A 24,607-nucleotide genomic window follows, 5' to 3' on the forward strand; every position below is an offset into this window, starting at 1 on the left:
TGCTCCGGTTCGCGATGCTGCGAGCCCTGGAACGGGATTCATACACGTGAAGTTCAATCTCAAGTGAGCGACGCTGAATACAAGAACAGGGCCCCGGACCCGGATGCTCTCGTCGTAAATGGCGTGAGCCATAGCTTTGGCGAGAAGCTCGTTCTCGACAACGTATCCGTTGCCGTGCCGCGCGGAACCTTTGCCGTGCTGCTTGGCCCGAACGGGGCCGGCAAGTCGACGCTGTTCTCGCTGATCACGCGTCTGTACGACAACGTCTCGGGCGAAATTCGTATTCTTGGCCATGATGTGCGCCGCCGGCCCGGCGCCGCACTACAAAGGCTTGGGGTCGTCTTTCAATCCAAGACGCTCGACGGCGATCTCACCTTGCAGCAGAACCTGCTCTACCATGCTGCCTTGCACGGCATCGGCTCGCGCGAGGCGCGGCGGCGCGCAGCAGACGCGCTGGCCACCGTGGGCCTCGCCGACAGAGCGCACGAGAAGGTGCGGAACTTGTCCGGCGGGCAGGCCCGGCGCGTCGAAATCGCCCGTGCGCTCCTGCATCATCCCGGCTGTCTGCTGCTCGACGAAGCAACGGTGGGCCTCGACATTGCCTCGCGTGAAAGCGTGATCGGCATCGTGCGCGAACTGGTGCAGCGCCAGGGGCTAGGCGTGCTGTGGGCCACACATCTCATCGATGAGATCTCCGAGACGGACCTCATCGTCGTTCTGCACAAGGGCAAGGTTCTGTTCTCGGGACGCCTGTCGGGCTTTCTCGCCGAAACAGGAGCGAGCACGGCCCGGGACGCATTCCGCACCCTTACGGGCATAGGCTCGATCGAGGAGGAGGCCGCATGAACGTCGGCATTGTGCGCGCCGAAGCAGGGCTGCGCGGCGGATACGCGCCTGAAACACTGCAGCGGCTGGGGCCGCTCGCTTATCTCGTCTGTTTCCGCGGCATTGTCTGGCGCGAGATCCTGCGCTTCCTGCATCAGCGCGAGCGTTTCTTCTCGGCCCTGGTGCGCCCGCTCGTATGGCTTTTCATTTTCGCCGCCGGCTTCCGCCAGGTGCTCGGCGTCTCCATCATCCCGCCCTATGAGACCTACGTGCTCTACGAGGTCTACATCGTGCCGGGCCTGCTCGGCATGATCCTGCTCTTCAACGCCATGCAGTCGTCCCTCTCGATGGTGTACGATCGCGAGACGGGCGCCATGCGCACGCTGCTGGTGAGCCCCTTCCCACGCTCCTTCCTGCTTTTATCGAAGCTGATCGGCGGCGTGGCGGTGGCGACGATCCAGGCCTATGTCTTCCTCGGGATCTTCTACTTCTGGGAAGCGGACATGCCGGCTTCTGCCCATTGGGCGCTACTCGCCGTGCCGGCGCTGCTCGTGCTCTTGCTTCTGTTCAATGCGGCCACGGAAACTTTTTCTGAAAAGGTCATCCAGCGCGCCATCATCGCAACCGTGATCATCGAGATCGTGGCGCTCGCAGGCGCCATCTACTATTGGCAGCTCCCGCCGCCTACGATGAATTATTTCACCGTGCTGCCCGCGCTTCTGCTCGCCGGCCTGATGCTCGGCTCGCTGTCGCTGTTCATATCCTCGGTGATCAAGCAGCTCGAAAACTTCGCCGGCGTGATGAACTTCGTCATCTTCCCCATGTTCTTCGCGTCCTCGGCGCTCTACCCCCTGTGGCGCATCCGGGAAAGCAGCCCGCTGCTTTATGAGATCTGCCTTTTCAATCCGTTCACGTACGCCGTCGAGCTGATCCGCTTCGCGCTTTACGGCCAGGTTGGCGCACGCCTTGACGACGGCTCATTGGACCTTACGAACCTGTATGTTGTAATTGCGTACACGGTGTTCTTCCTTGGAGCTGCGGTCTATGCTTACAACCCGTCCAAGGGCCTCATTGCCCGGCGGGGCGGGCCCGGCGGCGCAGGCTGACGACGCCCTTCGCCGGGCACACAAAGTACGGAAAGAAAAATGACGAGAGCTGCCTATATCCTCAGCGTGCCCCTCATCCTTTCCGCCCTCGTGCTCGGGTCCGCCGAGCTGGGTGCCGGCGCGCCATCGAAGGTCATCGAGGGTCAGTCCGAGGCCGCTCCACCGCCGATCGACATGACGACCGACTGGCCCTGCGTCCAGCGCAAGGTGCCGACACTGACGGCCATGCAGATCTGGGACGGCCCGCCCATCGAGGGCCTCAAGGGCTGGTTCCGCGAGCCCGGCATGTCCGATCTCATCGAGCAGCTATCGAGCCGCCGCCTGCCGCTCGACAAGGCCGAGGACGCTGTCAAGAAATTCGCCGACGCCCAGCCGGCGGATAAACGCGACGAGAAGCTCACGCTCCTGTTCGCCGGCCTGTTCGACAAGGTTACCGGCCAGCGTCGGACAGTGATGAGCGGCATCGAGAAGTATCAGAAATCTCAGAAGGAGCGGGCGCAGGAGCTCGAGCGGCAGAGCACCGAGATCGCCAAGCTCGAGAGCAAACAGCCGCCGGGCATAACCGAGGATACGCCGGAGCTCGCCGAAGCGCGTGAAAAGTTCAACTGGGCGCAGCGCATTTTCCAGGAGCGCCAGTCGAACGTCTCCCTGGCCTGCGAGGTGCCGGTTCTGATCGAGGAGCATCTCTACGGCGTGGCTCGGGCGATCCGCAACAACATGTCCAGCTAGAGCTTGATCGTTTGAGGTGAGAGCGGACACGCGCCCACCGAGAACGTGAACCAGTCTTTCACTTAGAGCCGTTCCGCTTTAGGTGGAATCGGGGAACGGCTCTACGAAGCGGCCTTACGGCACCGGCGCGGCCTTGACGAGATCGAAGCCCGCTTCCTGCCAGGCGTCGGTCCCTTCGGAAAACCAGATTACGTTGGCGTAACCCCATTCGAGCGCGCGCTTGGCCGCGTTCCACGACATCCAGCAATCCCTGAGGCAGAAGAACACGACAGGCCGCGCCTTGTCGGCGCCTGTCAGCCGTTCCAGGCGCGATCGGAAGTAGCTTTCGAACTCCGGCGACAGCACGCCATAGCCAACATTGGGTAACCAGTGGGCTCCGTCGATCGTCATATGGGTCGGATCGCGCCACACTGTTCCCGCAGGAAGGTTCGGAGGTTTCGGAGGGCGCGGATAGACATCGATGAATACCGCCTCGCCCGCTACGAGCAGCCGCTCGGCTTCGTCGGCATGGATGACACGCGCGCCCGAGAGCGTCAGGGGAACGGGCGAACGGTAATCGTCCATGCGATAACCGTCCGGCTCCGCGACCGCCGCCGTATCACGGCCCGGCCCGTCAGCCGCGATGGCCGCAAGACAAAGAAAAAGCGCGGCCGCCACGGCTATCCCGCCTGGCAAGCGCGCCAACGCCGCCGTTTTCCTGCCGTTTCGCGTCAGGTCGTGCAATTGCATTCCATCATTCCACCAGCGCCGGAAAGCAGCGCGGCAAACGCCGACGCCCCGCACGCGAGCGCTTCACGAAAGCGGGAACCGGTGCCCAGGGGAAAACCCGCACGGCAAAAATTTAAAGCCGTTTCCAATTCGATCTCAACAAGAAACGAAAAATCCAAAAAATTCCACTTTTTACCCGAATTAGAGCCTGATCGTTCTCGTGGATGCGGACACGCATTCACCGAGAACGTGAATCAGTCTCTCTCAAAAAAACTTAGAGCGCGTTCACGTCGCGCAATCCGATTCCGAATAAGAGAGAACGCGCTCTCGATCGGCTTTGGCGATGGGAAAAGTCGACGCTCGTCATGGCCAAGCCACGCGGAAGCCCTGCCAAGAGCTAGAGTGCTTCCGGAAAAAGTGGGAACCGGTTTTCCGAAGAGAAGCACGATCGAACAAAAGCTCAGAGCCGTTCCCCGATTCCACTTAAATCAGAACGGCTCTAGGCGACGCCATCCTCGAAGACGTCCGAGGATGAAAGAGGGTGCCACACCCCATTGTGCACGCCTGCACACGGACGAATGAAAGCTTCAAGCCTCGATAGGGCCACCGCGCTAAGCATGCGGCCTCAGCCCGACCGACCCTGGCTTGCGTCAGCCGGTGTTCGCCTCAGTTGGTGCTCTTAGCGTAGCGCGGTTCCGTGATGAGCTTGTTGTCCTCATCGATCAGCGGCACGCCATAGTCGAGCAGGATCTTATCGATGTCGCCCTGCCGTCGAGCGATGAAATCGTTGATCTCATGTTTCCAAGCCGTCTCCCCGGAACGCACGCCCATGGTGATGCGGTATTCCAGCTTTTCCGTGCCGGGATGCTGCTCGAGCAGGGGAATGACCACGAGCTCTTCGCCGCCATGCTTGGCGTACCAGCCGGCAAGAGGGCCCCAGAGCACGCCGGCGTCGATCTCGCCCTTGCGCACATCGTTGGCCATTTCTTGCGGTGGGTTTTCGTAGCGGGTGTCGACGATGAAGCGATAAGAGCGCGCCGTCGCCATGAGCCCGGCCTTGGCGACGTGATCCGCTGCGGGAGCACCCGCCTGCACGCCCACGGTTTTGCCTTTGAGCTTCGGATCGAAGACCGACTTCACATCCTCCAGCCCGCTGCCCTTCTTGACGATCAGCGCGTACGTCGTGCGGTAGTAATGGTTGGTGTTGAGCGTGAGCTCATCGGCCTGCACCGTGCCCATCATCACGTCGCACCGCTTTTCCGCCAGCGTTTTGCGCACGAAGCCCATGCTTTGCGGAAACCACGTGTACTCCACGCTCTGGCGCTTCATATCGTCCGCCATGAGCTGGGCGATCTTGTTTTCGAACCCCTCCCCCTTCTCGTCCGAGTAGGGAAGATTGGCCGGGGTCGCGCAGACGCGAAGAACCGTGCGGTTCACCGCGTCTGCGAGATGGCCTTCGGCCGCCATGGCGTTGCCGCACGCAGCCGCAAGGCCGAACAGAGCGGATACAAATACGGCGCCAATTCGCATGGTAGGCCTCTCTATCAAAAGGCAGCGATGGAAATGAAAAGCTGCCGTTTACGTCAGTCGCCGAGGCAGGCCGACTCGTAGTCCCTGGCCTCTTGCGGCTTCTCCGCGCGCTGATCGGGGCTCAGACGGCCGCCGGGCAGCTCGCCGGACGCACGCGCTTTGATGTAGACGTAAAGATCGTCGATGTAGCACATGACGTTCTTGTTATCGCCGAGCGCGGGCATGACGAACTGCGTTCCGCCGACGTCACGAATCTGACCGCTGGACACGACCTGCAGGAACTTCTCATAGGTCATCGTCTTGAGCGAATCCGCCAGAGCCGGCGCGAAGGACGAGCCTTCCGCGTTCGGACCGTGGCACTGGTGGCACTCGGAGTGATACCGGCGCCATCCCGAATAGGTGTACCAGTCGACCTGCTTCACCTCATCGCCGTCCTTGACGATGTTGTAGGTCGGCGTGCCGTCGGGCAGCTGCCACTTTCCGTCGACAAATTCCTTCTTTCCAGCCTTCGAGAGCGCAAGGGCTTCAGCAGCCTTTGCCTTCTCCTCAGCCGTCGCCTCGCTTGGCGGCGGTTCCTTGCCAGTTGCTGCACTAGCCGGTGCGTCAGCCGGCGCATCCTGGGCAACCTGATACTCCTTATCGTCGCTGGCAGCAGCTGCGGTCACTCCCAGCACAATGAGCGCTGCGCTGAAGAAGCCGGCAGCAAGTCCAGTCCCAAACCTTTTCACGCGTATCCCCTGTTTTCCTTGTTGACTCTTTCTCATAAACGTCCAGCCCGCCGAAAACACAACGACAATTTCGGGAGAATGACCTCACGAACGGGCCATTTTTTCCCAAGCCACGTTCAAAATTTGGTGAGACCGGACTGCTGGGCAAGGTAATCCGGAGATTACATTCCAGCAAGAAACCGGCGCGGGTTTCCCCGCGCCGGAGTGACTTTTCCTAACGACCCACCTTACGGGAGCGTGTAGACCGTGAACGAGCCGCCGAGATCCGTGTAGGACTTCAGGCCCGAGTAGTTGCCCACAGCGCCGAGACCATCGGTCGGCTTGTCGAGGCCCGCGGCGAGACCGATGCCGGCCCAGCCACCAACACCCGAGAAGATGCCGATGTACTGCTTGCCATTGAGCGAGTAGGTCATGGCGTTGCCGATCGAGCCAGACGGCAGGCGGTGCTTGAAGAGCTCAGAACCGTCCTTCTGATCGCGGCACTTGAAGTAGCCCTCGAGCGTACCGTGGCAGGCGAGGCCGCCAGCGGTCGTGAGGATGCCCGACCAGAGAGAGAACGGCTCGTCGTGCTGCTGCACGATCTCGCCCTTCACGGCGTCCCACATCGTGAAGTGGCCCGTGTTGGTCTTGCCCTCAGGCGGGAACATCGACACCGTCGCGCCAACATACGGCTGGCCAGGCGTGTACGAGACCTTGAACGGCTCGTAGTCCATGCAGACGTTGTTGATCGGCACGTAGAACAGGTTCGTCAGCGGCGAGTAGGCTGCCGGCTGCTGATCCTTGAAGCCCAGAGCGGCCGGGCAAACGTTCTTCGTGTTGACGTCCGGACCATTGAGGAAGGTGGACTTCGAGGCCACGACATACGGACGGCCGTAGTTCGGGCTCGACTTGTCCATCTCGACGCCGGTCGACCAGTTGAGGTCCTCGTCGTAGGGCTTCGCAACGAGCAGCTCGCCGTTCAGACGATCGAGCGTATAGCCGAAGCCGTTACGATCGAAGTGCGTCAGAACCTTGCGCTCCTTGCCGTCGAAGGTCTGCGTCGTGAGGATGTTCTCGTTGACGCCGTCGTAGTCCCACTCATCGAACGGGGTCATCTGGTAGGCCCACGCTGCAACGCCGGTGTCGGGGTTACGAGCGAAGATGGTCATCGACCACTTCTGGTCGATCTGCTTGCCATCCGGTCCAGCGCGCTGAGCCGGGTTCCAGGTCGAGGGGTTGCCCGTGCCGTAGTAGAAGAGGTTGGCCTCGGGATCGTAGGAAGCGTAGCCCCAGGTCGAGCCGCCGCCGATCTTCCACTGGTCGCCGGTCCACGTCTTGAGCGAGGAATCCTTGCCGACCGGCTTGCCGAGCGACAGGGTCTTCTCAGGATCGACGAGGATGTCGGAATCCGGACCCATGGAGTAGGCGCGCCAGACGCGCTTGCCATCGGCCAGGTTGTAGGCCGTCACGTGGCAGCGCACGCCGAACTCGGCGCCCGAGGTGCCCATGATGACCTTGTCGTTGACGACCAGGATGAAGCCCGTGTGGGTCTCGCCCTTCTTCGGATCGCCGTTGACGGCCTTCCACTTCTCCTTGCCCGTCTTGGCATCGAGTGCCACGAGCGTCGTGTCGGCCTGGCCGAAGATCAGCGTGTCGCCGATGACGGTGGTGCCGCCGCGGTTGACCGTGTCACAGCACATGACCGGGATAACCGACGGATCCTGCTTCGGAGAGTACTTCCACAGCACCCGCGGGCCCACCGGGTCCGAGATGTCGAGCGCGAACACGTTGTTCGGGAACGCGCTATGCAGGTACATGCGGTCGCCGATCACAACCGGCGAACCTTCATGACCGCGCAGCACGCCGGTCGAGAACTGCCAGGCGACCTTGAGGTCCTTGACGTTAGACGTGTTGATCTGGTCGAGCTCGGAATAACGCCAGTTGGCGTAGTTCCCCATTTGCATCGCCCAGTTGTTGGGGTCTGCCGACAGCTTGATCAGCTCCTCGTTCGCCCAGCTGGGCGAGCTGAGAGCAGCTGTAGCGAGCAGCCCACATGCGAGTGCACTTCTGCGCATCGCGCTTCCTCCTTAAAAGTTCTTGCCACGCTTGCAAGCGGCAGCGAACGACAGCGTGTCACAGCCCAGATCACGGCGTCGGGAATTTTTCCCTTGTTTTTCCGTTGGCTTACGATTGGCGGCTCTCGCACTGAAGAGCGACCTGAAGCCATCGCTACCGTAGGTTCCTTTTAGACACTTTCTCGTGAGGTCCGCAAGACAATCCGTGATGTCTATTTTTTGCTTGTTTCCAATAGGACAAGAGAGCTGACCTTTAATTTCGTATATTTATCAATTGATTTTGCAATGCAGCGTCAATTGATGCAATGCACGCCAAGATTTATTCCCGAACGTTATATCCAGTGGTCTTATTGATTATCGAATTTTCATGTGCATAATGCTTGGCCAAAAATTTCTTGGCGAATACGTATTTTCCCGCATTGACAGCACTAAAGTCGAATATTTCCCAAGATTTCGAGGGCAATTCTCCCGGGAGCGCAAACTTTACACCGCAATGCCCCGCCTTCAGAAAGGCAGAGATATAATTATTAAAAATCAGATACTTAGCACATACGAACCCTGCCACCTTCGTTCGCCTGGCTTCCTGGTTGCGAGTCTCGCTTTCGGGAAAGATGCGAAAAAACGGGCCGGCCGTTATAATATGATCCCTTATAGAGGCGGCGCCCTTCCGAGCTGGCGCGCCGCACGACACAGCATAAAGACCGGAAAGGCCGGCGAACCGCCGGGACTGGTCAGGAGTGAAGGCATGAAGCGAGCCGACAAGACGATCTCCGCTCCTGTCCGCGTATCGCGCTCAGGCCGCTTGGGCGGCATTCTCATGGCGATCATCGCCGCGGGCGCGTTGAGCGGACCGCAAGCGGCCGCTGGACAGGTCGATTGGCCGGCGCTCGAGGCAGATCTCTTCAATGGGCGGACCGTCTCCGAGGATTCCACCGCCGTCACCCTTGAGGCACCTTACCGCGCTGAAGATGCGGCCGTGGTGCCGATCACCGTCCGCATTCCGGCGGCGATGGCCAACTCTGTGAAAGCGCTCTCACTCGTGATCGACGAGAACCCGGCGCCCCTCGCGGCGGCGTTCACCTTTGGCCCCGCTGCAGCAGCCGGGGAACGCGTGCTGGAGACCCGTGTGCGCGTCGACGCCTACTCCAACATCCGTGCCATCGTGGAAACCACGGACGGCAGGCTTCTCATGGCGACGCGGTTCATCAAGGCCGAGGGCGGCTGCTCGGCACCAGCGCTCAAGGATACGGACGCAGCTCTGGCAGAAGCGGGCCGGATGCAAATCAAGGTTCTCCCGCCAACCGCCAGCGGCGAGCACGAGGCCCAGATCAAGATCCGCCATCCTCAGTACTCCGGGCTCCAGCTCAATCAGGCCACGGGCTATTATATTCCGGCAAATTTCCTGCGCGTCATTGAGGTGACCCGGAACGGCGAGCGGATCTTCCGCATGGAAGGCGGGATCTCACTCTCTGAGGATCCGCACATCCGCTTCACCTACGTCGGCAGCGGCGACGAGACACTCGAGGTCACCGCCGAGGATACCGATGGCCGGGTGTTCAAGGGTAGCTCAGCCGCCAAGGGCTCCTGAGCTGAGCCGAGCGGATCAGCCCTTCAGCTCGGCCAAGCGCGACCGGTACGCCGGAGCCCCCGGTGCCGCGCCTACCGATACCCGACACACATGACGTAGTCCTTCAAGAGCTCCTCCTCATGCTCCGCCTCGAGGAGCAGCCGCTCCAGGGCATCCCGCGCCGAAAGAAGTCCGAGCGGCCTCGCTTCGGCATCGACGACGGGAATGTTTTGCAATCCCTTTTGCTTCATCGTCGCCCAGACATCGGGCAGCCAATCACCGGGCTGGCAGGCGACGACCGGCGTGCTCATCACTGCGATGCATTTGGTCGTACACGCACAGCCTTCGCAGTGTTGGATCTGGCGCACGATATCGGTGCGCGTGACCACACCCACCATGCGTCCGCTTCCGTCGCAGACCACCACCATATGCCGGTTGACAGACGCCAGCAGCGACGCCGCTTCCGTCAGCTGCCGATCATCCGCGATGAGCACCAGCTTATCGCGCGCCGCCGGCAGGATACTCTCCACGCGGATCATGATACGCCCCTCTGAGCCCGCCCGCCGGCCAAATCGGGCGGACCATGCGTGCGCCCTTTTGGAAATTCCAACCACGCAAGGGACCGCTGCAGCATGACTCCGCCTCCCCGTCACCGCGGAAAAAGATTTACAAAGAATATATGTTTGAGGGCCGGCACCTGCAATGAGCCAAGCAGCGAGCCCAGCGAGTGCGCTGCGTGAGGGCGTGCGCTGCCTGAGGGCGCGCGCCCAAACGATATCAATCACGCAACCTGGATTTTTTTCTGCGGCGCGGGCTCGGCTCTCCTCAGGAAGTGTCGGATCTCCTGCTCCGGCAACGGCCTCGAAAAGTAGAAGCCCTGCAGGCTGCCGCATCCCATGCTGCTCAACAAAGCGAGCTGGGCCTCGTTCTCCACGCCTTCCGCAGTCGTGCTGAGCCCGAGACTTCTCCCGAGTTGTACGATCGCCTGCACGATCGACAGGTTGTCGGAGTTGTCCTGCATGTCGCTGACGAACGAGCGGTCGATCTTGAGCCTGCTGATCGGATAGGCCTTGATGTGGGAGAGGGAGGCATAGCCTGTTCCGAAATCATCGAGGGCGATCTCGACGCCGAGAGCATCGAGCTCCTCGAGCGCCTCCTCCATGTGCGCGGTGCCGCTGTCCAGAAACACCCGCTCAGTGACCTCGATGCAGACCCGCTCTGCCCCGAGTCCATAACGCTTGAGCTTCTCCTCGAGCCGCTCGGCCATGGACCCGAATGCAAAATCCGCCGACGTAACGTTGATCGCCACGCGGCCGAAGCCCAGCCCCTCCGCCTGCCAGGCCGCCGCCTGGGCGAGGGCCATGTCGAGCACCCGATCTCCGATCGCCGCCGCGACCCTGGGGTCTTCGAGCACATCCTCGAAGCTTCCTGGTGAAAGGAGGCCGTGCGTCGGGTGCTGCCAGCGCAAAAGCGCCTCGAAGGACGGCGGCTTCGCACGATCGCACGAGATGATCGGCTGAAAATAGAGCATGAACTCATCGCGCTGGATGGCATCGAGCACACTGCCTTGCAGCTCCACCCGGCGGTCAATGGCGGCCCTGAGATCGGGCGAGAACATGTCGATGCGGCCCCGGCCGAAGCTCTTCGCCCGGTACAGCGCAAGATCCGCGTTCTTGAGAAGATCCCTAGGCTCCGTCGCGTCACGGGGATAGATCGTGACCCCGATGCTGACCGAGCATGCACGCAGCGTGCCGGCAAGCTGGATCGGCTCCGCGAGTTCGGCCTTGATCCTGCCCAGCGTATCCTGGATGGCCTTGTCGCCATCCTGCCCGAGGATCAGGACTGCAAACTCGTCGCCGCCGAGACGGGCGGTGGTGCCCGCACCGTCGAGCGTATTCTGAAGCCGCGAGGCAACGATCTTTAGCATCTCGTCGCCGGCATCATGCCCAAGCGTATCGTTGATCTCCTTGAAGTGATCGAGATCCAGCAGCGCCACGCCCAGGCTGCTCCCGCTCTCGACCGCGGCGACGATCGCATCGCGCAGCGTCTCGTTAAACAGCAGCCTGTTGGGCAGCCCGGTGAGACCGTCGAGCTTCGCCAGGCGCCAAAGCTCGTCCTGCATCTTCTTGCGCTCGGTGATCTCCTCCGTCAGCATGATGAGGCCGCCGATGCTTGCGTCCGGCATGTACCAGGGACGAACTTCCCAGCGCAGAATATTCTCCGAGCCGTCCGCTCTCTGCAGTCTCTCCTCCGCGCAGACCTCCGTGGCGCCGGCCAGGATCCGTTTATGCTTCTCCCGCCAGTGCTGCGGGATTTCGGGGAACACTTCGTAATGATGCAGCCCGACGAGTGATTTCTGCGACAGGTGATAGTCCGCCAGCCAGCGGTCGGTGTGGGCGACGTAGTGCATATCGGTATCGAACATGGCCACAGCCGCAGGCGCATGCTTGATGAACGCTTCGAGGCGCGCATGGGCGCGCTTGAGTTCGGTCTCGGCGCTGCGCTGCTTGGAGACATCGACCCCGACGATGGTTAGCGACCTGAGCACGCCGTATGAGTTGAGCCACGGTATGACGATGGCGCGGATGGAGACGTGCGCGCCGGTCTTCGCGCGCTCGCAAAGCTCTCCCGACCACATCTGCCCGCGCCGCGCGGCCTCCCACATCGCCTGCAGCTCGCTATCGCCACGAGCGCTGGAGCCGGGAAGGCCGAAACGCCGCCCGATCAGCTCTTCACGCGTGTACCCCATGCGTCGAAGAAAATTTTCGTTTGCTTCGCAAAAGAAGCCCTGGCCATCAACCTTGGAAACCAGGAAGTAATCATCGAGCATTTGCCTGTAGGAATGGGCATATCCGCGAAACTCCTCCGCGGCGCTCAACCCGGCTTCCGCAATGGCGATGGCCAGCATGGCAATGCCGATGGCAACGAGGCTGGCCAGGGCGGCAGCTGTAGCCCCTGACGTCAGCCAGAGCGCAAGATCGAACGCCCCGAAGGCGGCCAGCACGACAATGCCGAGCGGCAGCGCGCGAACACCATGGCGGTCAGCCACAGCGCGCAAATTCCTCCATGAAGTAATGTCGCCGCCAGTACGCATTTTTACATGAGATAGCTTCGAGCGAGGCGCTCAAAGCAAAATGCTACCCGAAGGCATTTAAGAAACTTGCAATATTCTGTTTTTTTCCGCCTCCGCTGCAGTTTGGGGATGAGTTGCATGGCGAAAACTTGGGAATGCCCGCCGGTTCTTACATGTTAACCGGCGCACCGTCCCACTTTCGGACGGCTGCCAAGCGGCGCTTTACGATATCTACCCCCTAGAGACGCGTGCGATCTGCGCTTCTGCCTCGGCAACGATCCGCTGCATGATCTCGCCAACGGGTTGAACATCCCCGATCAGCCCCACGGCTTCACCGACGAACGTATTGCTGCCCTCCGGATCGCCGTCCGTCCACGCCTTGCGGTATTTCGCAGCCTCCTCGTCGGCGACTTCCATGAGCTCCTGCTCGCGTCCGTGCCACTGTCTGATATAGGCGTTGCGCAGGACACGCGCCGTATAGCGCGCCGGCCAGTCGAGCTTACGTGCAAGGTCCATCACCTGCGATCGGATCGTGTCGTCTCCCGTGGCTGCCAGCGCCGCCTCATGCATGGCGGGGCTGACATTGGCCTCCTCCGACGCCCAAAGGCGCGAGCCGATCAGGGCCCCGTCGGCGCCGAGCATCAGGGCCGCCGCGAGCCCGCGTCCATCCGCGATGCCGCCCGCCGCAACGACGAGTGTCTCGGGAGACCGCCGGGCGACGAGATCGACAACCTCGGGCACGAGCGTGAGCGTCGCGCGCGCTTCGCCATGTCCTCCCGCTTCCGCACCCTGCGCGACGAGCACATCGGCACCGCAACCGATCGCATGCTCCGCGTCGCGGCGCGTTTGCACCTGGCAGATGAGCGGCACGTCCGCATCCTTGATCCTGGCGGCGAGCGGCGCCGGATTTCCGAATGAAAGAAAAATGGCACGCGGGCGGTGCCCCAGCGCTAGATCGAGCAGCTCCGGCGCACGGCGAAGGGACCACGTGATGAACCCGCATCCAACCGCCCCCGGCGTGACGAGCCCGAACTGCTCCTCGAGCCAGGCCCGATCGCCATACCCGCCGCCGATGAGCCCGAGGCCCCCGGACGCGGAGACCGCTGACGCGAGGCGCCCGCCTGCGGCAAAGGCCATGGGGGCCGAGATGATAGGGTGAGGGACCCCGAAACGTTCGGTGAGCCGTGTTTTGAATGCCATGGTGGTCCCTTCAATATTCGCCAGCTCACCCGAGCTTCAGCGCTCTTCGATGGCGAGCGCATCCATCAGCGCGTTCGGCTTGCGCATGAGATCAGCGAGCGTCCATCCGTCGAGAGATTTGAGGAATGCGCCGAGAGCCTGCCGCAGCGCCACCTTGAGCCGGCACACGTCGGTGATGCGGCATGTGTCGTTTGTTCCCATGCATTCCACGATCATGAAGTCCTCCTCGACGGCCCGCACCACAGCGCCAATACGGATACGGCTCGCGCTTCCCTTGAGGCGGACGCCGCCGCCACGGCCTCGAATGGTCTCGATGAATCCGTTCTGCCCAAGCCGATGCACGACTTTCATCAGGTGGTTCTCTGAAATCCGATAGGCGGACGCAATCTCCTGAATCGTTGCGAGACGCTCCGGCCGGGCCGCCAAATACATGAGCACCCGAAGCGAATAATCGGTAAGTTGCGTGAGACGCATGAGTCGTTCCTGTCCAAATGCCTCGCTGGCATGCCTTGACCTGGCGGATTTTTTAAGATGTATTAGGAATGCATCTTAAGTAAGAAGGGGACTATTACCATATGTCCCGAGACCCCCATCCGAAGGCCCCTGGCCTAGCAGCCGGGATCACGGAGCCCATGATTCGCACCCTCGTAGATAGCTTCTACGCTGAGGTGCGTCGCGACGCCATGCTGGGCCCGATCTTCGAGGCGCGCGTGGACGATTGGCCCGAGCACCTCGACAAGCTGACGGCCTTTTGGTCCTCCGTGGTGCTCATGACCGGCCGCTACAAAGGCAGGCCGATGCCCGTTCACGCGGCCATTCCGGACATTTCGCGCGTCCACTTCATACGCTGGCTCGATCTTTTCCGAAAAACGGCGAACCTCGTTTGTCCCGGAGCTCCGGCGGCCCTGTTCATAGACCGCGCCGAGCGCATCGCCGAATCCCTGCATCTCGGCGTCTGTCTCAGCCGCGGTGAAGGCCCCGTCATCGCGCCAATCGGCTTCGCAGCAGCACCGGCGGACGCATGACCTTGGCGGAGACGGGCGATAGTGACGGGAAGCCCTGGCGGCGCGCACAACGGGAGCGCCTGCTTAGTGAGCGGGAGAGCGTGTCCGGCACCGAGCGCCAGGACCTGACGCACCGTCTCACGGCGAACCTCGACCTCGTATTCGAGCAGCTGACCGACATCCGTGTGCTGGGCATTTACTGGCCGATCAAGCGCGAGATGAACCTGCTCGAGTGGGCCGGCGAGATGGGCGCCCGACGAGGACTCACACTCGCCCTGCCGGTGGTCGTGGCGCCGAAGGCTCCGCTCGAATACTGGCACTGGCATCCGGCGGCACGCATGACGCGCGGCTTCTGGAACATCCCGGTGCCGATTGAAAAGACTGTGGTGAAGCCCGACGCCGTCATCGCGCCGCTAGTCGGCTTTCAAAGTTGCTGGCGTCTCGGCTACGGCGGCGGCTATTTCGACCGCACGCTCGCGGCAAGCGTCCCTCGCCCGATTCCAATCGGCGTCGGCCTCGACCGGATGGAGGTCGAAGGCTTTCACCCCCAACCCCACGATATTCCGATGACCTATATCGTGACGGAGAGCCGTATCTCTTCGGCGCCTGTCTAAATTCGTGCTTCGGACCGATGAGGCCCGAAACGACCCTGGCTTAGAGCGGTTCCGGTTTAAGTGGAAACGGGGTGTGGCTCTAAGCTTTTGTTTCTTCGTTCTTCTTTCCCATCGGGTCCCACTTTTCCGATCCTCTTTGCCCGGTGTCTTGCACAATGAGGCCGGTTTCGGACGCCGCCATTCGAAGGCGGGCAGTAGCGCCCGACGTCTTTAGACGCGAATAGATAGCGCCATCAAATACTTAAGCGCCATCCTCGCTTCGTTAAACTTCCCTTCCGCAAACGATTTTGGAATTTTCGTCTGGCTGCCTACCAGGGCAAGCCCGCGAAATCTTTGCTTCATTATGGGCCTAACGCAGCAAAAAACGGGCATTCCAGAAGGGGATAGCCGTTTTCACGCAGTATCGACTAAAAGCCAACGCACACCCTGGAACAGAGCACTACGTTCATAGTTTTAAAATGAATATGAACTCTTTAGTCACTGACGCTCAAGCAGATTATGACTTGATTAAGGCAATATGGAAAACTAGATCACGGCCTATCGTCGGAGTAATGCGTTATGGCAATCGTCTGCCAGCCCGAAGAACCTGCCCACCGGGGCACATGTTGCGGAAATTCAATTCCGGCTCGGCCGGGCGAGAGCCTCGTGCTGCAGACCGTCGAAACGGGGCAGATTCTTTTCCAGCCTGGTGATCAGCGCACGCTTTATCGCATCGAGCGCGGCGCCCTTTGCCATTATATGCTCTGGTCCGACGGCCGCCATGAGCTGATCGAATTCGCGTTTCCGGGCGATATTGTTGGCCTTGGCCAGCTTCATCGTCACGTGAGCACGGCGCAGGCCATGGTCGATACCGTCGTGAGCATCGTTTCCGACGACGAGTTCGAAGTCGCTATCGACTGTGACGACCGTCTGTCGTTCCGCGTCGCCTCGGCCGTTGAGCGGGAGTTCGACTATCTGCGCGACCGGGCGCTTGCCACGGAGTCCGTAACGGCTGCCGCGCGGGTCGCAAACTTCCTCCTCGCACTCTCCTCCATGAACGGCCCCGAGGGTCGGGAATCCGACCTCATCTCGGACGATGTGACCGCGGGCTTCGTCGCCGACAAGCTGCACATGAGCATCGAGAAGCTCGGTGCGGCGCTCCTTCACCTCAAGAAGGAAGGCGCGATCCGGGAAACGCCGTCGGGCTTGCGCATCCTGGATGCCCATGCTCTGCGCCGCCTGGCGGATGCCGCCTAGAGTGCTTCCGGAAAAGTGGGAACCGGTTTTCCGGAAAGAAGCACGAAGAAGCAAAACTTAGAGCCGTTTCTGTTTACATAGAATCTGGGCTTTTGGGGAAGCGCTCCAAAGACACAATTCCAGCCGCCACGTATGGCTCAGGTCTTGATAGCAATCACATCCATGCAGCTCGGGCCGCGTTCGCTCACGGCGTACTCCGCGAACCGGAAGCCGTGCGTCTCGAGCAGCCTCTGCAGGCGCTCTCGCGTGAAGTGGTGACAGGCCTCAAGCTCTCCCCAGTAGGGGTTGGCGCCGGAGGCATTGAGAATGCGCCAAGCGACGGTGTCCATGTTGGGCATGGAGAGGACGAGTGCGCCACCGCTTTTCAACACGCGATGGGCGGTGGAGAGTGCGCGCTTCGGAAAAGCCGTCTGCTCGAACGCCCCAATGCTGATGACGTTGAAGCTTTCGACGGCATCGAGCTCCTCCAGCTCGTTCCAGATGGCCTTGAAGCCGAGTTTCAGCAGCATCTCCACATTATCAATGCGCAGATCTGCCCCGATGACCTCGTAGCCCCACTCGGCAGCCGTAAACAATAGCGCACCGTGGCCAGACCCCACGTCCAGCCAATTCCCGCTCGGCACATGGCGGGCGACACGCTCGACGATCCGCGCCGCAACCATCCGCCGCGTGTCGGCCTCGTTGCCCACCTGCTGGTGCGGCATCATCGAGGCCAACACGATGTCGCGCGCGTCGGGCGAGAGAGGTCCTTCGGTGAAGACGTGCCCGCAATCCGCGCAACTTCGCCACTTCACGGTCGGCGGCAGCGCGGGCGTATAGAGCGGATGCTCGCTCACCTTGGCTTCGATCTGATAGGGAATGTCGCTTCCCTCGCAGAGCGGACAATGCGCATAGGGGATGCGCGGCTCCGCGATCGCTCCGCCGGAGCTATCCGCAGGTTTTGGCTCTGCCACGGCGAACGCCTGCGGCGCGTCTCCACGTTTCATGATGTCCACCATTGTCTCGTAAGCTCGTTCGAGGTTGCGCGCATAGCGTGCGGAATCGAAGAGCGGGCTTGTCTCACGGCCGGCTTCGATCTTCCGCCGGATCGCCTCAAGGCGCGCCTTATCCTGCACCAGGGCGAGGGCTAAGCGCTCGTAGTCGTCGAAGTTCGTCGTGATCAGTTCGTCCAGCCCCATTGCACTGAGCAGGCTGGCCGCAACACGCCCTGCAAATGTCTCCCCGATGCACGTCAGCACCGGCAGCCCGGCCCATAGCGCGTCGCTCGCCGTCGTGTGCGCATTGCACGGCAGCGTATCGAGAAAGAGATCGGCAAGCCGGTGGCGCGCCAGATGTTCCGGGCCGGGACTATGGCTGGCAAACACGAGCCGCGCCGGATCGACGCCTCGCGCCGCCGCCTCGCGCTTGAGATTGTCCCGCGCTTCGCCACCGGCGAGGATCCAGAGCACGGAGCCCGGCACCTTTGTGAGCAGGCGCATCCAGACGTCGAACAGCTCCGGCCCGACCTTGTAGATATTATTGAACGAGCAAAAGACGAACCCGTCCTCGGGGAGCCCGAAATCGGCGCGTCTCATCGGCGCATCTGAGATCCTGCGCTGCCGGTCGTTAGGCTGATAACAGTGCGGGAGATGCACGATACGCTCGGTATAGTGCTCCTGGTGTTCCATCGGCGCGACGATCGGATCGGCGAGGATGTAGTCTAGGAAATCCGATCCCATGGTGCCCGGATAGCCGAGGTAATTCACCTGGATGGGCGCCGGTCTGTAAGCCAGGATCTCCGTACGCGCGCTACGCGTATAGCCCTTGAGGTCCACGAGAATGTCGATGCCGTCATCGTGAATCTGCTTCGCAGCCTCGAAGTTCGACATCCCGCCGATAGGCACGAAGCGATCGAACGCGTCCACAATCCGCTGCCGCATCTCGCTCGCATCATCCGGGCTGTAGCAATAGCCGACGTTCTCGAACCGCTCGCGATCGGCTTGTTCCAGGATCTCCGCCATCAGCACCGCGGTGGCGTGCGTGAAGAAGTCCGCCGAGAGATAACCGACGCGGATGCGCCCGCCCTCTTTCGGTTGCGCCCGGTAGCTCCGGAGCTGCGACGCTTCCGGCACGGTGACACCGCGCACAAAGGCACGTGCCGCCGCGAGCTGGTCCGCACGGGTCGACGCCATAGGAAGGATCTGAAACGGAGGAATGAGTTGCGGCGCCTTGCGCAGCATCTCGAGGCAATGGGTTTCTTCCTCGATCAGTCCGTCCCACGCGCATGTCATGCGCCGCAGATGCGCGAGTTCCGCACGATGGACGAGCGACTCGGGCGCACACGCGATCGACCTCTCGAACGCCTTGCGGGCCTCATCGAACCGCCTCCTCAGCTTGCACGTAATGCCGAGGTTGTAGTGCGCGTCCGCATGCTTGGGATCGAGCTTGATCGCGTGCTGCAAGGCCGTGATGGCAGCGTCATGGAACTCCATGCCGCGCAGAAGGAGGCCCACCTTCGCATAGCCATCCGCCCGCTCCGGCTCGATCGCGAGTGCTGCCTGATAGGCGCTGAGCGCATCCTGCTTCCGTCCGGCCCCTTCGAGCGCCGCCGCGTGGTGGAAATGAAGATCGGCCTCGCCCGGTTGCACGGCGATCGCGCGTTCGAGAAGAGAGACGGCTTCGAGAAAACGCTTCTGCCCGATAAGGAGCAGTGCCGTTTGATCATAGCGGCGCACGCGCTCTGCTGGATCGGCCGTCTCGGCATCGATCTTTTCGCCGGCATCCCCGTCCTGCACGCGTGCGGCGAAGATCCGCTGCTCGAGGCTGCGCGCGCCCGCATGCTGCGGATCGATTGCCAGCGCGCGCGTGCAATATGAAGACGCCTCGTCCGGATCCGTCGCCAGAGCAAGCTCGCCCATTTTGACGAGCACACCCGGCTGCCCGGGACTGTGCCTTAGTGAGTCCGCATAGGCGGCTACGGCTTCGGATGCGTTCCCCCCGAGGCGCAGCAGATCGCCGAGCGCGATATGCGCCTTTGCGCTTGCGGGTTCCAGCGCCAGCGCCTCCCGGCATGCCGCCATGGCTTCGTCGAGCTGGCGCGCCTGTTTGAGCAGGAGCGCGAGATTGAGCCACGCCTGATGCTGCCGAGGATCCGCATCCAAGCTCTGCCGGATATGCGCGATCGCCTCGGTTGCATTATTCCTCTTGGCTGCGATGAGGCCGAGATTGTTGAGGCTCGCCGCGTGGCGCGGCACGCGTGCAAGGATGCGCCGGTGCGCCTCCGCCGACTGCTCGAGCTGCCCTGCCTGCAAGAGCCGCACGGCCTCGCGAAAGTCCCGGGCGATACGCGGATCCTGCCCCGCGGCCGTGACGGGTCGCGATTTGGCCTGCATAAGCCGCCGCTGTTTCCGGGACATTCCACCTCGGCAAGGAGTTGTGCTGCCATCCTATGAGGGTGCTTTTAAGCACCCAATCCTGCGTGAGGCTTATGGCGGGGCCCGAGCTTTCCGAAGCGCGGCTGTCTACTGCGGAACGGCGCCCATGCCGGCCGGCGCGCCGGCCGCGAAAAATGTCCGATCGATGAGCGGTGGGTCACGGCCCAATCACGCCAGATCAAGCGGCCAGGCTGTGCCGCCGCAAGCCTGCGGTTGACTGGGAAGCAACGGAAATGGCGCTCCCTACGGGGGCGCCTACGGCTAGCAAGATCAACGGGTTATGAAGGTTCGGCGCCGCCTAACCTATCCAGGCTTTCGCGATTAGTTCCGACGACGTTCCGCCGAACCAAGGCATAAAAGGTCCCGCTCCGGATGAAACCGGGGCGGGGCAAAGCGGAGAGAAAGCCGCCCATGGTGCGCTAGGTCTCACCCGTTCACGAGCTTCTTGTATTGCAGACGGGCAAGCCAGCCCGTGAAGATCCCGATCACGATTGCGTAGACGTACCAGGGCGCATCCGGCATGGCGTCGGGCCATGTGAAACTTGCCACCCAGGTCAAGAAGCAGAAGATCATGAAGCCGGAGACAAACCCCTCCGTTGCCCTCTTTTGAGCCATCATTTTCGTCTGAGCCCGCAGCTCGTCGCGTTCGGTTCGCACCTTTAGTCCTCCCTCTCTTTCGCCCTGATTATTCAGGCTCATCATTGATAGCCACAACCTACGACCCCCGCACCGGCTGAAACCGGGCTGAGTTATCCACAGCCGCAGCTCGAAATCCAACCCCGCGGTCGTCACCGACGCGCTCGCGCTAACGCGTTGAAAACGCGCGAGACCACGTATGAAAGTTGGATTTCCTCCAACCGATAGTTGGAAAATATACAACTATATCAGAGTGTTGGAGCCGTTATCTCTTTTGACTTGAGCGCGCCAGTGGGGATCATTGAAGCGCAATTAAATTAAAGGAGGACGACGTGACAGATTGGACGGATGGGACGGTTGAGGTGATCGTCGCCGGCTCTGTGTTTGAGATAGAAGGGTTGCTGCGGGGCCCTTACGGAGTCATTGCGCTACCCGGCAGAGGCGAGGACCCCGTCTATTACTTAATAGACCGCCAGAGCCGGCGAGCCCTCAGCCCCTTCCTGAGCCTGCCGCTTGCCTGCATCGCCGCTGAGATCGCGGAAGTGACGATCGCTCAATTGGAGCCGTCACAAAATCTAGGGGTCGCCACGCATCACGCTTGGCGCGATGCAGGGTTCCACCACACTGACGCCAGACGAAGTTCGGTGATCCCATCTGGGGGTGGTCGGAGTTCACGCACTAATGGGCGAAAGCAAACTCAACCTGCTCGCTGCAAATAACATATAGAATTTATAATGCGGCATTTCGGCTTCATTCCGAAATGAACTTGAAAAGCGCTGCCGCGAGCTTCAGGCTTTTATCGATCACCCGAATAAAAAAAAGCCCCCGGAAAAACCGGGGGCAACTAACTGCAAAAAGAAATAGTCGCGCCCCTTCTCAGTAGCAAATCGCGAGAGAGTGAGCAAGCGGCGTGCGGGGAGTTGTTGCATGCTTGACACCATTACGGCTCGAGATTTGTTGGCCAAAAAGATCGCGAGCGTGCCGATGATCATCAACGATATTGTTCCAGCCGGCCTAACCGTGTTCGCTGGAAAACCTAAAATAGGGAAAAGCTGGTTCGCGCTGAATGCGGCGCTTGCCGTCGCTTCAGGCGAGCGCTTCCTCGATCGTGATATCGCGTCCGGAGACGTCCTCTACTTGGCTCTCGAGGACACGCAGGCGCGACTGCAAAGCCGCGTGCGCACGATCCTCGGCGAAGGGGGCGACGCGCCTGACACGCTGGCGCTGGCGACCGGGTGCCCGCCCCTGGATAAGGGCGGCGATGCAGCTATTCGCGGCTGGATCAGAAAAGCGGATCGCCCGCGCCTCATCGTTGTCGACGTGCTCCAGAAAATCCGCGGGGATGATAAGAAGGTGAGCGCCTATCAGGCAGACTACGCTGCGCTCGAGCCCTTAAAGGTGATCGCCGACGAATTCGGCATCGCAGTCGTCGCCATCACCCACACCCGCAAGATGGAAGCACTGGGGGACCGCTTCGACACCGTCAGCGCCACGACGGGGCTGACGGGAGCGGCTGATCATGTCGTGATCTTGGACAGGGTGCCAGATGGGCTCGTGTTGTACGGGCGAGGTCGGGACATAGACGAGTTCGACTTCGCGCTCTCATTTGATGGCAAGACGGGCCGTTTCGAGGACGCCGGCAACCCCGAAGATCGGGCGCGGTCCGACAGTCGCCGGCGCATCATGGATGCCCTCAAGGCCGCCAGCGCTCCTATCGGCCCAAACGAAATCGCCGCCGCGTCAGGCGTGGCCCCCAACGTAGTAAGGCAGCATTTACCCCGCATGATGCAGGCCGGAGAGGTCGAGAAGCTCGGTCGAGGCAAGTACGTCACGACACGTCAGCCGATGGCAGCCTGATTGGCCGCCCCTACTATACCCCGTCCCAATCATCACAAACGTCACATTCACTCTCTCTTGTATATATAGGTCACTGCAACGGTGCTCTATACGGTCACCGCTGTCAGAGTATAGCTCGTCAGACGCTGCATCGTGGTCGGGGGGCGTGAGCCCCCCCCGGGCTGTAGGTGTACTACCAGCCTGCACAGTGAATTACGCGCGAGAGAGATCCCGATCGCGCAAGCGCGCCGCCCAGCGGCGCTTGGCGGCAAGGCCGTCACGCTTACCGATGCAGTTCCTTCCTCCTGACGGCCAGCGCGCATCGCGCGCCTTGTCGGCCAAGGATCATCATCCCGACCACGGCATTCGCCTCACCTTTGGCTTCCATTTCCCAAAAAAGTTGAGCGATTTGAACTGGCGATCTGAACAGCGCAACGGCTGGCCAGTTGCGATCGGCATGGCGACAGATCGTCGGCGACACGTCCACCAACGCTACTATAGGCAACAGCCCCCCATGCCCTCCTGCTAGGGGAGAGGCAAGCACGCGCTACGCGGGCTGGTGCCCCGCCGGAGGCGGGCGGCCACACCACACGTCGTGCACACCGATGCACCGAACACATCCACAGCAGCACGCCCACAGCGGGCGCAGGAGGGCCGTCCAGTGCGCTCCACACACACCCAAGTGCACGCCGCACAAGCCGCTCAGCGAGCCTCCACGGCGGTCCTGGGGCTATGAGGGCCGTCCTCGTAGGTTCTTCCTGCCGTCCGCGCGACGTGCGGCGCGCCGCCCCCCATTTCTCGCATGCTTTCCGAGTTTCGGTTTTCCCGTTTCGCTTCGCTTTGACCGGCTATTCATTGGCGGGGCAGGCCCTCCCTCTCCCGATCAAGTCAAAAGCCGCTGCACGGCGAAGCCTGGCGCGGCAAACGGGCGCTTCCGCGCCAGCGATGCTGATAGCGTGGCAGCGATTGACGAACCGAGGACATTGTGGATCACGATGCCGCGCGCTCGCTGCTCCTCGATGCGATTGAACGGCATCCCTCGGGAACTCGTTTAGCAGCCGTCCGACATCGGGTCGTTCATGGCGGCTCCGACTGCGATTGCCCGCTTCTCGTGACCGAGACAGTCGGTCATCCTCGGCAACGGCCACAAGGCTGTGGTTGCCGCGTATGCAACGCCGTTCAAGTTCTTCCGCGAATGGAAGCGCCTGCATGAGGACGACAAGGGCGCCGTGGACATGGAGACCTTGCTCAAAGGCGTCTGCAACAAGGCCAACTTCCTCGATCTCGTCGAAAACTACATTCTCTTCGACGATTCAGCCGGCGAGACCATTAAGATCGTCGCGCAAAACCAGCAGTTTCTCGGCGTCAACAAGGCCTTCGATGCCGTAAGACGCCGCGAAGGCCTTGGAGGAAAGCTCGGTGTGTTCTGGCACACGCAAGGCGCCGGCAAATCCTACTCGATGGTCTTCTTTGCCCGGAAAGTCCATCGCAAGCTCGGCGGCAATTTCACCTTCTTAATCCTCACCGACCGCGAAGACCTCGATAACCAGATCTACCGCACCTTCGTGGGCGCCGGGGCCGTGAGCGAGAACGATAACGTCCGCGCATCAGGGGGCGATGATCTTAAATCCAAGTTGACCGACCAGCACGCGGCCTACGTGTTCTCGCTGATCCAGAAGTTTAACCAGCCGGTGGAAAAGGGCGAGCCTTATTCCGACCGCTCCGACATCATCGTCATGACGGATGAGGCGCATCGCACCCAGTACGGCACGCTCGCGCTCAACATGCGTCTCGCCCTGCCCAACGCCAGCTACATCGGTTTTACCGGAACGCCGCTGATGAAAGGCGACGAGATCACCAAGAAGATCTTTGGCGGATACGTTTCCAAGTATGGCTTCCAGCGCGCCGTGGAGGATGGTGCCACCCTTCCGCTTTATTACGACGCGCGCGGCGAGAAGCTTAACCTGGCGCACGACGAACTGAACGATCGCATCGCCGAGAAGCTGGAGGAATTTGAAACGGAGCTATCGGACCGGGATGTGGCCACGCGTCTGGAACAGGAACTCAAGCGCGAATATCACATCATCACTGCGGGCGACCGCCTCGAGGCCATCGCTAAAGATTTCGTGGAACACTATTCCACGCGGTGGGAGAGCGGCAAAGCCATGCTCGTCTGCATCGATAAGGTCACCTGTGCGCGGATGCACGGTTACATCACGCAGCACTGGCAAACCAAAACCAAGAAGCTGGAGACGGCTTTGAAGGCCACCCGCGATGAACAAGATGCCGTTGCCCTTCAGCGACAAATCAAATGGATGAAGGAAACCCGCTAAACTCTACAACATTGC

The 24,607-nt window shown here is 61.4% G+C and carries 19 protein-coding genes; 9 read left to right on the top strand and 10 right to left on the bottom strand.

Annotated features, from left to right (window positions below; translation table 11 throughout):
- Nucleotides 1–63 precede the first annotated feature (63 nt).
- Genes V7P99_RS02805 through V7P99_RS02815 form a run of 3 tightly spaced genes read left to right on the top strand, consistent with a single transcriptional unit; the run spans nucleotide 64 to nucleotide 2,660 of the window.
- Nucleotides 64–846: an ABC transporter ATP-binding protein gene (locus V7P99_RS02805; protein ID WP_333793301.1), complete on the top strand. Its 783-nt coding sequence runs from the start codon at nucleotides 64–66 to the stop codon at nucleotides 844–846.
- A complete protein-coding gene (locus V7P99_RS02810) occupies nucleotides 843–1,931 on the top strand; it encodes an ABC transporter permease (RefSeq protein WP_333793302.1) in 1,089 nt (362 codons plus the stop codon). The genes V7P99_RS02805 and V7P99_RS02810 overlap by 4 nt, the downstream gene beginning before the upstream one ends.
- Nucleotides 1,932–1,970: 39 nt before the next feature.
- On the top strand, nucleotides 1,971–2,660 hold the full coding sequence (locus tag V7P99_RS02815; protein ID WP_333793303.1) for a hypothetical protein: 690 nt from the start codon (nucleotides 1,971–1,973) through the stop codon (nucleotides 2,658–2,660).
- Between the two features lie 114 nt (nucleotides 2,661–2,774).
- Here the strand turns inward: V7P99_RS02815 and V7P99_RS02820 are convergent, their stop codons facing one another.
- The 4 genes from V7P99_RS02820 to V7P99_RS02835 all read right to left on the bottom strand — a co-directional run bounded on the left by V7P99_RS02820 (nucleotide 2,775) and on the right by V7P99_RS02835 (nucleotide 7,680).
- Nucleotides 2,775–3,389, bottom strand: a complete 615-nt coding sequence (locus V7P99_RS02820) for a PQQ-dependent catabolism-associated CXXCW motif protein (protein WP_333793304.1) — start codon at nucleotides 3,387–3,389, stop codon at nucleotides 2,775–2,777.
- Nucleotides 3,390–4,034: 645 nt separating this feature from the next.
- Nucleotides 4,035–4,898, bottom strand: coding sequence for a substrate-binding domain-containing protein (locus V7P99_RS02825; RefSeq protein ID WP_333793305.1), 864 nt, complete (start codon nucleotides 4,896–4,898; stop codon nucleotides 4,035–4,037).
- A gap of 53 nt (nucleotides 4,899–4,951) precedes the next feature.
- Nucleotides 4,952–5,626 (bottom strand): c-type cytochrome, methanol metabolism-related, encoded by a 675-nt coding sequence (locus tag V7P99_RS02830; protein WP_333793306.1) that lies wholly within the window; start codon nucleotides 5,624–5,626, stop codon nucleotides 4,952–4,954.
- Between the two features lie 227 nt (nucleotides 5,627–5,853).
- Nucleotides 5,854–7,680 carry a methanol/ethanol family PQQ-dependent dehydrogenase gene (locus V7P99_RS02835; protein ID WP_333793307.1) on the bottom strand — a complete coding sequence of 609 codons (1,827 nt, stop codon included), beginning with the start codon at nucleotides 7,678–7,680 and terminating at the stop codon, nucleotides 5,854–5,856.
- 745 nt (nucleotides 7,681–8,425) lie between these two features.
- Between V7P99_RS02835 and V7P99_RS02840 the strand changes: the two genes are divergently transcribed.
- Nucleotides 8,426–9,268 carry a quinoprotein dehydrogenase-associated SoxYZ-like carrier gene (locus V7P99_RS02840; protein WP_333793308.1) on the top strand — a complete coding sequence of 281 codons (843 nt, stop codon included), beginning with the start codon at nucleotides 8,426–8,428 and terminating at the stop codon, nucleotides 9,266–9,268.
- Between the two features lie 71 nt (nucleotides 9,269–9,339).
- On the opposite strand, the gene V7P99_RS02845 is transcribed toward V7P99_RS02840, so the two are convergent.
- From V7P99_RS02845 to V7P99_RS02860, 4 genes are all read right to left on the bottom strand, one after another.
- Entirely contained in the window at nucleotides 9,340–9,786 is a 447-nt protein-coding gene (locus tag V7P99_RS02845; protein ID WP_333793309.1) for a CBS domain-containing protein, read from the bottom strand.
- Between the two features lie 242 nt (nucleotides 9,787–10,028).
- Nucleotides 10,029–12,296 (bottom strand): putative bifunctional diguanylate cyclase/phosphodiesterase, encoded by a 2,268-nt coding sequence (locus tag V7P99_RS02850; protein WP_333793310.1) that lies wholly within the window; start codon nucleotides 12,294–12,296, stop codon nucleotides 10,029–10,031.
- 255 nt (nucleotides 12,297–12,551) lie between these two features.
- Nucleotides 12,552–13,520, bottom strand: a complete 969-nt coding sequence (locus V7P99_RS02855) for an NAD(P)H-dependent flavin oxidoreductase (protein WP_333793311.1) — start codon at nucleotides 13,518–13,520, stop codon at nucleotides 12,552–12,554.
- Between the two features lie 36 nt (nucleotides 13,521–13,556).
- Nucleotides 13,557–13,994 carry an RrF2 family transcriptional regulator gene (locus V7P99_RS02860; protein WP_333793312.1) on the bottom strand — a complete coding sequence of 146 codons (438 nt, stop codon included), beginning with the start codon at nucleotides 13,992–13,994 and terminating at the stop codon, nucleotides 13,557–13,559.
- Between the two features lie 158 nt (nucleotides 13,995–14,152).
- Between V7P99_RS02860 and V7P99_RS02865 the strand changes: the two genes are divergently transcribed.
- The 3 genes from V7P99_RS02865 (at nucleotide 14,153) to V7P99_RS02875 (ending at nucleotide 16,374) form a co-directional block, all read left to right on the top strand.
- Complete coding sequence (locus V7P99_RS02865) at nucleotides 14,153–14,545, top strand: group III truncated hemoglobin (protein WP_333793313.1); 393 nt, start codon at nucleotides 14,153–14,155, stop codon at nucleotides 14,543–14,545.
- Nucleotides 14,542–15,138, top strand: coding sequence for a 5-formyltetrahydrofolate cyclo-ligase (locus V7P99_RS02870; protein ID WP_333793314.1), 597 nt, complete (start codon nucleotides 14,542–14,544; stop codon nucleotides 15,136–15,138). The genes V7P99_RS02865 and V7P99_RS02870 overlap by 4 nt, the downstream gene beginning before the upstream one ends.
- A 645-nt stretch (nucleotides 15,139–15,783) precedes the next feature.
- Nucleotides 15,784–16,374, top strand: coding sequence for a Crp/Fnr family transcriptional regulator (locus tag V7P99_RS02875; protein WP_333793315.1), 591 nt, complete (start codon nucleotides 15,784–15,786; stop codon nucleotides 16,372–16,374).
- Between the two features lie 137 nt (nucleotides 16,375–16,511).
- Here the strand turns inward: V7P99_RS02875 and V7P99_RS02880 are convergent, their stop codons facing one another.
- The gene (locus V7P99_RS02880; protein ID WP_333793316.1) at nucleotides 16,512–19,769 is read right to left on the bottom strand and encodes an O-linked N-acetylglucosamine transferase family protein; all 3,258 of its coding nucleotides are present in this window, start codon (nucleotides 19,767–19,769) and stop codon (nucleotides 16,512–16,514) included.
- A gap of 444 nt (nucleotides 19,770–20,213) precedes the next feature.
- The gene (locus tag V7P99_RS02885; protein ID WP_333793317.1) at nucleotides 20,214–20,444 is read right to left on the bottom strand and encodes a hypothetical protein; all 231 of its coding nucleotides are present in this window, start codon (nucleotides 20,442–20,444) and stop codon (nucleotides 20,214–20,216) included.
- A gap of 906 nt (nucleotides 20,445–21,350) precedes the next feature.
- On the opposite strand from V7P99_RS02885, the gene V7P99_RS02890 reads away from it, so the two are divergent.
- Nucleotides 21,351–22,280 carry an AAA family ATPase gene (locus V7P99_RS02890; RefSeq protein WP_333793318.1) on the top strand — a complete coding sequence of 310 codons (930 nt, stop codon included), beginning with the start codon at nucleotides 21,351–21,353 and terminating at the stop codon, nucleotides 22,278–22,280.
- Nucleotides 22,281–23,494: 1,214 nt separating this feature from the next.
- Nucleotides 23,495–24,592, top strand: coding sequence for a DEAD/DEAH box helicase family protein (locus V7P99_RS02895; RefSeq protein WP_333793319.1), 1,098 nt, complete (start codon nucleotides 23,495–23,497; stop codon nucleotides 24,590–24,592).
- Nucleotides 24,593–24,607 lie beyond the last annotated feature (15 nt).

Origin of the sequence: Hyphomicrobium sp. (assembly GCF_036780825.1) — a bacterium.
Classification (GTDB): domain Bacteria; phylum Pseudomonadota; class Alphaproteobacteria; order Rhizobiales; family Hyphomicrobiaceae; genus Hyphomicrobium_C.